Genomic DNA, 8,244 nt, shown 5'->3' with positions numbered 1-8,244 from the left:
TGTCCAACTCCAACTCCATGCAATACTTGTAATCCATGCACTACTTGTCCAACTCCAACTCCAACCTGTGGGCCTTGTCAGTTATAATCCATGTACTTTATATACCCAACTCCAACCTGTGTTTATCGGATGGATGCCTTTTAAATTAATTAAAATACTTGAATTATTGACTAAATGTAGGATGGACCAATCTGCTTCGTAGTGGTATCAACTATGTAAGCGATGATGGTCTATCCTTTTTTATTTTTAAATCTTTTCGTTTTTCGATGTTGGTGGTTATTCTTTGATAATTTTAAGAATAGATATTTATGTTGGGCTACTGCACGAGATGATGATGAAAATAGTCACCCTCATCCTCACAAAGACGCTCAACCATTAATGTTAGCTCCCTTTTTTGCTAATTCATCAGCATACTGGTTCAATCGGTTACCAGAGTGACTTTTTACTTTCTGCCAATGAATTTGAATTGGAGAATTGCGGATAAAGACAGCATAATTTTTGGTTAAGTTAATATTGGTTTTCCACTCTCCGGTGACCCATTTCTGAATGCCCCAATAATCAAAATTTATAGTTATTTCTGGTATACCTTCTTTTTGACACCATTTAACCACTTGAATGACAGCAAAAAGTTCTCCTCCTACTTGACGGGAATGGCTAAATTCTTTAGGTACCGAGCCAAACAACTCATTTTTAATCTTATTTTTATGAATAAGTATAGCCCCATACCCAACTTTATGGTTGTAATAAGACCCATCGACATATGCTTCCCATTCAGTCATTGAAAAATTCCTCGCTTCTTCGATTTATTCACTTATCAACGTTCTATTTCCTTGAATATGTTTGAAGTAGGTGTAATTATTCCATTTTTGATTTGGTAAAAAGTAACCGGTATATGCTCTAAATTATATAGAGTCTTCGCTTTTTGAACGATATTGATGGTTTCAGGATGACAAGAGAAAAGAAATATTTGGTTTTCTTCAGAAAGTTGAAGAATAATTTTTGCAGTAGCAACTTGTCTGGAGGGATCATAATTCACTAAAATATCATCTAAAAGAATAGGGAGTGGTTCATTCATCCGACCAAATTCCATTGCCAGGCCGAAACGGATAGATAAATAAACTTGATCAGCCAAACCACTACTCCATTCATTTTCTTTTTTCCTCTGGTGGTTTCGTTCCTCTAAGTAAATTGTTTGGTTATCAACTGAGCTGAATAGATGGTACCGATGATTGGTTATCTGTTGAATAAAATGTTGAGCTTCTTGGATAACACGAGGTTGTCGATTTTGTTCATAGCTATTTTGGGTTTGTTTTAAAAAATAACGAGCTAAAACTAAAATTGCCCAACGCTTTAAATAATTGTATAACTTTTCTCGATTAAGCCGCTCTTCAAAAAGAAGTTCCCCCAGGATTTGGTTGTTTTCCAAATAAGTCATTCTTTCAATCATAGCCCCTTTTTCCTGCTCATCTTGACCTATCTTTTGAATCAGGTCATTAAGCTCGTGATCGAGAGATTTTTTTTCTTCTTGAAATTGAGAGATATCAGTTGCTTGTAACTCTTTAATCAATGTATTGAGTTTTTCTGGATTTCCAGCTATGAGTAGGAGACTTTCATTGGCTTCAATCATTTCTTTTTGAGCCCCAAGCCATTTTTCATGAGCATCGGCAACAAGGCGAAAATTTTCTTCATCCTTTACCTTTAACAGATTAAAAAGATCCGAAAGCTCCATCCTCTTTAATAGGAGTTGTTCTTCAATTATTTTCCCTTCCAGCTTTTTTTGCTCTATTTGATCTTTTAACAAAAGATATTTCCTTTTTCTTTCTATGGCATCTGTATAATAAGCATGAAGACGATCAAAACTAGAAATATCCAGTTGGTTGTTGGTAGGCGCTTCTCCACATAATTGAAGGAGACTTAACAGTGAAAACTGGGTTTTTCCCAAATAATTATAATGTTGGTTTTCGCGATCTTCCTCGTTACAAAGATGGCGTTCCTGTGCTTGGGCATTTTCAATGAATTGAAGGATTATTTGGAAATCTTCCGGTAGAATTGTTGTTGGGAATCCGTTATCAACTAACCAACTTAACCAACTCTCTCTTATTAGTTTTTTTTCTTTCTCGGTTTCATTGAGGTGTTGTTGCAAATCATTTTTCATTTGCTGGATTTCTCGTTGTTTCAAAATAAGATTATTCTGTTCTTTTTTGAGCTCTTGATGCTGTAAGAAGTCCTCAATTTCTTTTTCAAACTGAGTTTCAAATCTTTCTAAATCAGAAATACTGAGAAATTTCTTGGAAAAATATTTTTGACTCATTTCATCAATTTGACTATTAATGAGCAAGGATTGCTTTTGTAACTTATAGATTTCTTCATGCAATTGGTCAATTTCATCTTCAAATTTGTTTAATTCAGAAAATAATCGTTTTCTCAAATTCAGTTGCTGGCTATGATGTTGATAGAAAATGATAAAAATCATTACTGAACCACTAAAACTCAAAAAAAATAGCCATTCTTTGGGGATCAGTTGGTTGGTATAGGAAGAAATGAAATAACTGAGAATAAATGGTAAAAATGAAATGATTAACTTTAGCCAAAGGGGAAAGGGTTTTAATATCTCTTGAGATTTATTTAATTGCTCTTCATAATGGTTTTTTTGTTCCTCATCTTTTTTTTTCAACTGAACTGTAAAAAATTGGTTTTTATCCAGTTCTTGGAAAAGGTAGCGAAGTTTTTTTAAGGCTTGTTTTTTAATTTGAAGGTCGTCTGAGTTTAAAAAAAGGGGAATGGTCGATCGAGATAGCTTTTTATCAATTATATTAATTTGTTGTACAAGACTTTTTCCCAGTTCAGTTTTAGTATTCAGTTCATTTTGAAGGAATTGAATTTTTTCATTTATTTTTAAAAAAGATTTTTTATAGTATTCAATAGACTTTCTGATTTCAAGAGTGACTTGAGTTTTTCTGAGTTTATCGCGAGTCCATTCGGGGCCAAGGTCGGATAATTTTTGTAAGAGGTCGTTTTTTAAAAGAAAGTTTTGTTTTTTTAATCTCGAATGTTCTTCGAGGAAGGAGAAGTACTTTTCTTTTTCTCCAATACAAAGCTCTATTTCATTCTGGTGTTGGATAATTTTTTCAAAACCGAGCGATTTTTCTATTTCATTTTTAATATTTTCAATAGCTTGGTTCTTGTTTTTCTTATTTAATTCCAGTCCTTCAATTTCATTTTTTACCTTTTCTAATTGTTTTATCCCTTGTTCGGGAAAAAATTGAGCGAATTTAAATTTTTCTTCATTTTGTTTAGCTTCTTTAAATCGAATCCAAAAATTTTGAACTTGTTCCAATTTATTAATGAACTGCAAACGATCTCGAATTGTAATCTCTTTTTGGCGGTTTCTTTTAATGTTTTCTTCGATTATTTCCAATTTTTTTTGAATTTCAATATATTGAGAAGTTTGTTCTTGGAAGGATTTAATCTTGGATTTTATTTCATTCAGTTTATGTAAAGTTTGGTTGATAACCGGGTTTCGTCCTTTTTTGGTAAGGAGATTGTCGAGTTCCCGATCAATTTTTTTTATAAGTACAGGGAAAGAGGTTGCCCCCAATCCAGCGCCTGCAGAAAAAAGACGGCTTTTAATATTTTCTTCCGACAAAATTTCAAGACCTTGTAAGTCTTTTAAACCAATTGCAAAAATGCGTTTATAAGTTTCACGATCGATATTTCCCAGTGAATTTCTAAAGATACTGTAATCAATATTATTCTCGTATTTATCTTTTATTGTCCATTTTGAATGATTCCATTCAATATAAAACTCACGGCCACCTTTCATTACAACAATCAAACGACCACCATGCCTACTATTTCCTATAGGTAAATATTCTTTCCGCTGATTTCGTTGAGAAGAAAAGCCAAAAAGACTGGTTCGGAGAAAATCCATAAAAGTGGTTTTTCCACTTTCATTATTCCCAATTATTACAATTAAACCCTTGGGTATATTGTCAATCCCTTGCTGACTTAATATACCAAACCCGTCACAATATATGCTTCGAATTTTCATCTTATTTTCACGATATTTTCCATAAATTTAGTATTTTTCATTACGCAGTAATTCTTCCAAACCAAATAATTCGGCTTCTTTAAGAAATTCGAGGCCATTATGGTTATTTAAAATAGCTTCCATTTCCTGATGAATAATACTCCATTCTGGTCTGCTGGAAAGTATTGATTTTAAAGTTTCTTGAAGGTTTGACACCTGTTTAGTTTTATCTATAACTCGCAAGAAGTCTCCAATAAAATCATCAACCAAAAGCCTTTGTTCGATATCAATGGGTGGTTGAGTTTGAATCAGGATAGATTCTATCCAAACAAAGGGATTTTTATCGTTTTCTCCTTCACGAAGATGGATAGCTAAATCCTTTTCAGGATCTATTTTTTGTCGCAGAATCTGATCAAGTTCTCCCATTCCTTTTAAAGTTAAGCGGAGAATAGCGTGGTGACCATCTGCTTTTCGGCGGGTGTCTTCGCGCTGTTTAATCAATAGAGCTAACAAATCATCTAGATGGTTTATATTAGTAATATCGATTCCTTTTTGAAACCAACGAACAACATCGGTTGGATAAAAATCATATTCAACATCTTGGTTTTCATAAACCTGAACCAGATAACAACCTCTTGGGCCTTTTTCATTTATATTACGTCCCTGGGTATTTCCGGGATAAAGAATAATCGGGTGATGTTTTCGAATAACCATTGGTGTGTGGATATGTCCTAAAGCCCAATAATCAAGTCCAGTGTTGACCAGGTCTTCAATTGAACAAGGGGCATAGTTATCATGGTTGGACATCCCTCCGACGTTACAGTGAAGAATACCAATTGAGAACACTTCATTGGATGACTTTTGATACAATTTTGCTAAATTGTTTATATTGGCTTTTTCTTGAAAGCTAATTCCATAAATATGGGCAGTTTCTCGATGGTTTTTTATAAAAGGGATTAAACTGACTTTATCTCCTGGGAAACGGAAAATTCCTTGGGGCAAGGAAATTTCTGGTTCCCAACCCGAAAGTGGATCATGGTTTCCGTGAACTAAATAACATTTTATTTGAGCTTCATTGAGTTGTTTCAATAATTCTCGAAATCGAAGTTTGGCATATAGGTTTCGATCGGCACCGTCATATATGTCTCCCGAAATAATTACAAAATCACACTTTTTTTGAATTGCAGTATTAACAACCCTTTGGAAAGCTTCAAAGGTAGCTTTACGAAGAATATCGGCAACCCAAGGTTCAACCGACTGAATTCCTTCAAACGGACTGTCTAAATGCAAATCGGAACAATGAATAAAACGAAAGAGTGGTTGTCTTTCCATTTTCAGCCCCTTTTCCAAATTTAGCTTTCTATAATGGTAAAATATCAAAATAGATAGTATTCATTCCACTTATCGATTATCAATTTACTTTGGAATTGTTATGAAGTCAAATGACTCATTTTTTAATAGTAAATATCCATTGCTTGCGTTGCTTTATAAAAATGGATGATGATTTAAAAATTTACCCTATCATTTTAATCCTCTTCCACAAAAGGGAAATTTGAAGTTCTTTGTTTTCATTCATATTCCCTTTCCCTTGATGGGAGAAGATGAGGATGAGGGTGAAAGCCTGAATTCGATATGCCATGGCAAGTCGCTACATTAAATGAAGAACGGGCATAATACATTGTGCCCCTAGGTTTTTAATTCTTTGGTAGGGGCTTGATTTATCATGCCCGCATATAGATTTTCAGGATAAACCCTCATGCTGCTTAGCAGTATCAAATGAGGATGAAAATAGCTATCTAAATCCGTCATAGCGAGGAGCTCAACCGATTTTTGGTTGGACGACGTGGCAATCTCTGCCACCTAGTTTGTCATTCTGAGGAGTCCGGTGTCTTCTGCCGGACGACGTGAGAATCTTATCCTTTAAAGTATTTTTAAAGAATAAAAAACCTAAAAAGATGAGATCCTCACGCCCTCGAAAAGCGAGGGCTCAGGATGACGCCTTCGGTGTCAGATGAGATCCTCGAGGCTTCGAAAAACGAAGCCTCGGGATGACAGCGTTAAGATGTTTATGGTAAATTTGTATTTACAGGATTGAAATAAATGGTAAACAGGAAATTTGCAATTTTTCTATTCATTTTCATAATAATCTTACAAGTATCTTTACCGACTTTTTCCAGTGAAAAATTCATTAAATTTTCCGCAGTTGGAGATATTCTTCTGGATCGCGGGATAAGAATGGTTATTGGAAAAAAGGGGCAAGATTATCCTTTAAAAGAGATAGACTTTTATTTATTAAACCGGGATTTGGTACTAGGCAACCTGGAAGGACCTCTTTCTGAGCGGGGTGAAGCATTAAAGAAAAAGTATATATTTCGAGGTGACCCTTCAGATGTTGCTGTGCTTAAAAAAGCAGGCATAAACCTAATTTCCTTAGCCAACAACCATATAATGGATTATGGTAATCTTGCTTTAATTGCTACCATTGAAAACCTTAAAAATGCCAGATTAAATCCATTTGGTGCTGGAGAGAATCAAGAAGAAGCCCTTAAACCGGTTATAATCCATAAAAATGGATTAACTTTATCTTTCTTTGCATCCCTTGGTTATCCGCTTCAAATCGAGAAAATTGATCCGAAGGCCTCAGGGCCCTGCCAAGTTGGATTGGATGGATTTATTTCTGCCCTTCAAGACATCCGCGATCAGGTGGACTTTATCATCGTCTCTCTCCACTGGGGATTGGAGTATGAAGCCCTTCCCCACCCCCATCAAATCGAAACTGCTCATCGATTGATTGATAATGGTGTTGATTTGATTATTGGACATCATCCCCATGTTATTCAAGGAATTGAAAAATATCGGGGGAAGTATATTTTATATAGCTTGGGAAATTTTCTTTTTGATCAGCATGGAGAAGAAGAAAAAGAAAGCATTATTTTTAGTTGTGATTTCGGAGAGGGAGGTTTGCTATTTCCCAATATTATTCCGATTGAAATTATCAATTATCAGACAAAATCAGCTTCTGAGGAGAAAGCTGGGAAAATTATTACTAAAATCCATCTGGTTTCAGACCAGGGAAAAATATTTTTTCAGAAAAATGACGATAAATATTATATTAAAGAAATAGAATAACCCCCATATTAACACTTCCTTTTTTAATTATTTGCCTTACCCGAGATAGTTTCAATATGTATATCAATTATAGCAACGTTCTGAAGATCATCTGGATCCATAGGGTTTAAATAATCATCGCGGCTATATTTTTTGATGAAGAGGTTTAGGGCTACGTTTTTCAAATTCAAGTCGTCAAGGATATTTGCCTGACCAAAAACCAAAACACTCCAGTAATGTACTCCAAATTGGCAGGGTTTTTTTCCGGGTAGAAATTGGATGGGATGACTGACCTCGAAACAAATCCGAGAATTCTTTCGGATATTTTCGAGTTTTTGTCCTTGAAGTGCGGAGTGGATATAGAGATGATTTTGATGATAAACATAATTAACTGGAACCAGATAGGGTTGATTATTGCTCGTGGTTGCTAAATGACCATAAAAAGCTTCATTGAGGTATTGGATTGAATCTTCTCGGGTGAGCCATTTCTTAGCCATAAAATGCGCACTCCTTTAAATATTTTTTGCTATTTTTTTAATCTCAATATTACTACGGTGAATGCCAATTGATCTTGACTTTTTATGAAATTTGATGTTTAATATGATTACCACAGGTTCCGAGAAATTGGAAAACTTTAAGAACTGAGGGCGCAAGTCTGATGTTCCTACGGGGAGTTGAAGAGCTCGAATTCCCCGAAGAAAAAATTAAAGTTAGAAGGTTTGTTGGAATCTGTGGTTTTTTTATTTTCACCAATTTTTACCAATCTGCAGGACTTTTTCCAAAAAAATGATGTATCGAATCATTTCATTCATATTAAAAGTAATTTGAAAATTCCGAAGGTAAGCTGGAAGGCTTAAAATATCCTTTTGAGGGACAAAAACCACATTTCCATCTTGGAAGCGAAAACGTTGAATAAATTTATCATCCAATATCCATTCAAAAGGGAAAAACTGAACGCAAAATTGATTTTCAACATCATGGTAAAGTAAATCCACCGGAAGGCTTCCTTCGAAGTCACACTCAAGACAGTGAAAAACGTTAATTCTTCCCTCAAAAAGCTCTTTTTTCAATTCAGGGTTTTCCTGAGTATTAATTGATCTCCAAAT

The 8,244-nt window shown here is 34.6% G+C and carries 7 protein-coding genes; 1 reads left to right on the top strand and 6 read right to left on the bottom strand.

What is annotated here, in order from left to right; translation table 11 throughout:
* Window positions 1-368: 368 nt before the first annotated feature.
* The 4 genes from PLK24_RS03715 to PLK24_RS03700 form a co-directional block, all read right to left on the bottom strand.
* Window positions 369-779 carry an RNase H family protein gene (locus tag PLK24_RS03715; RefSeq protein ID WP_324476424.1) on the bottom strand — a complete coding sequence of 137 codons (411 nt, stop codon included), beginning with the start codon at window positions 777-779 and terminating at the stop codon, window positions 369-371.
* Between the two features lie 35 nt (window positions 780-814).
* Window positions 815-4,051 carry an AAA family ATPase gene (locus PLK24_RS03710; RefSeq protein WP_324476423.1) on the bottom strand — a complete coding sequence of 1,079 codons (3,237 nt, stop codon included), beginning with the start codon at window positions 4,049-4,051 and terminating at the stop codon, window positions 815-817.
* 27 nt (window positions 4,052-4,078) lie between these two features.
* Window positions 4,079-5,362: a metallophosphoesterase family protein gene (locus PLK24_RS03705; protein WP_324476422.1), complete on the bottom strand. Its 1,284-nt coding sequence runs from the start codon at window positions 5,360-5,362 to the stop codon at window positions 4,079-4,081.
* 354 nt (window positions 5,363-5,716) lie between these two features.
* The gene (locus PLK24_RS03700; protein WP_324476421.1) at window positions 5,717-5,890 is read right to left on the bottom strand and encodes a hypothetical protein; all 174 of its coding nucleotides are present in this window, start codon (window positions 5,888-5,890) and stop codon (window positions 5,717-5,719) included.
* A gap of 240 nt (window positions 5,891-6,130) precedes the next feature.
* Here PLK24_RS03700 and PLK24_RS03695 point away from each other — a divergent pair, with 240 nt between their 5' ends.
* Complete coding sequence (locus PLK24_RS03695; RefSeq protein ID WP_324476420.1) at window positions 6,131-7,159, top strand: CapA family protein; 1,029 nt, start codon at window positions 6,131-6,133, stop codon at window positions 7,157-7,159.
* A 23-nt stretch (window positions 7,160-7,182) separates the two neighbouring features.
* On the opposite strand, the gene PLK24_RS03690 is transcribed toward PLK24_RS03695, so the two are convergent.
* A complete protein-coding gene (locus PLK24_RS03690) occupies window positions 7,183-7,635 on the bottom strand; it encodes a pyridoxamine 5'-phosphate oxidase family protein (protein WP_324476419.1) in 453 nt (150 codons plus the stop codon).
* A gap of 249 nt (window positions 7,636-7,884) precedes the next feature.
* On the bottom strand, window positions 7,885-8,244 hold a 360-nt coding region (locus tag PLK24_RS03685; RefSeq protein ID WP_324476418.1), incomplete at its 5' end, for a CpXC domain-containing protein.

Source organism: Atribacter sp. (genome assembly GCF_035418125.1).
GTDB lineage: Bacteria > Atribacterota > Atribacteria > Atribacterales > Atribacteraceae > Atribacter > Atribacter allofermentans.
This window is presented reverse-complemented; position numbering and strand designations above follow the sequence as displayed.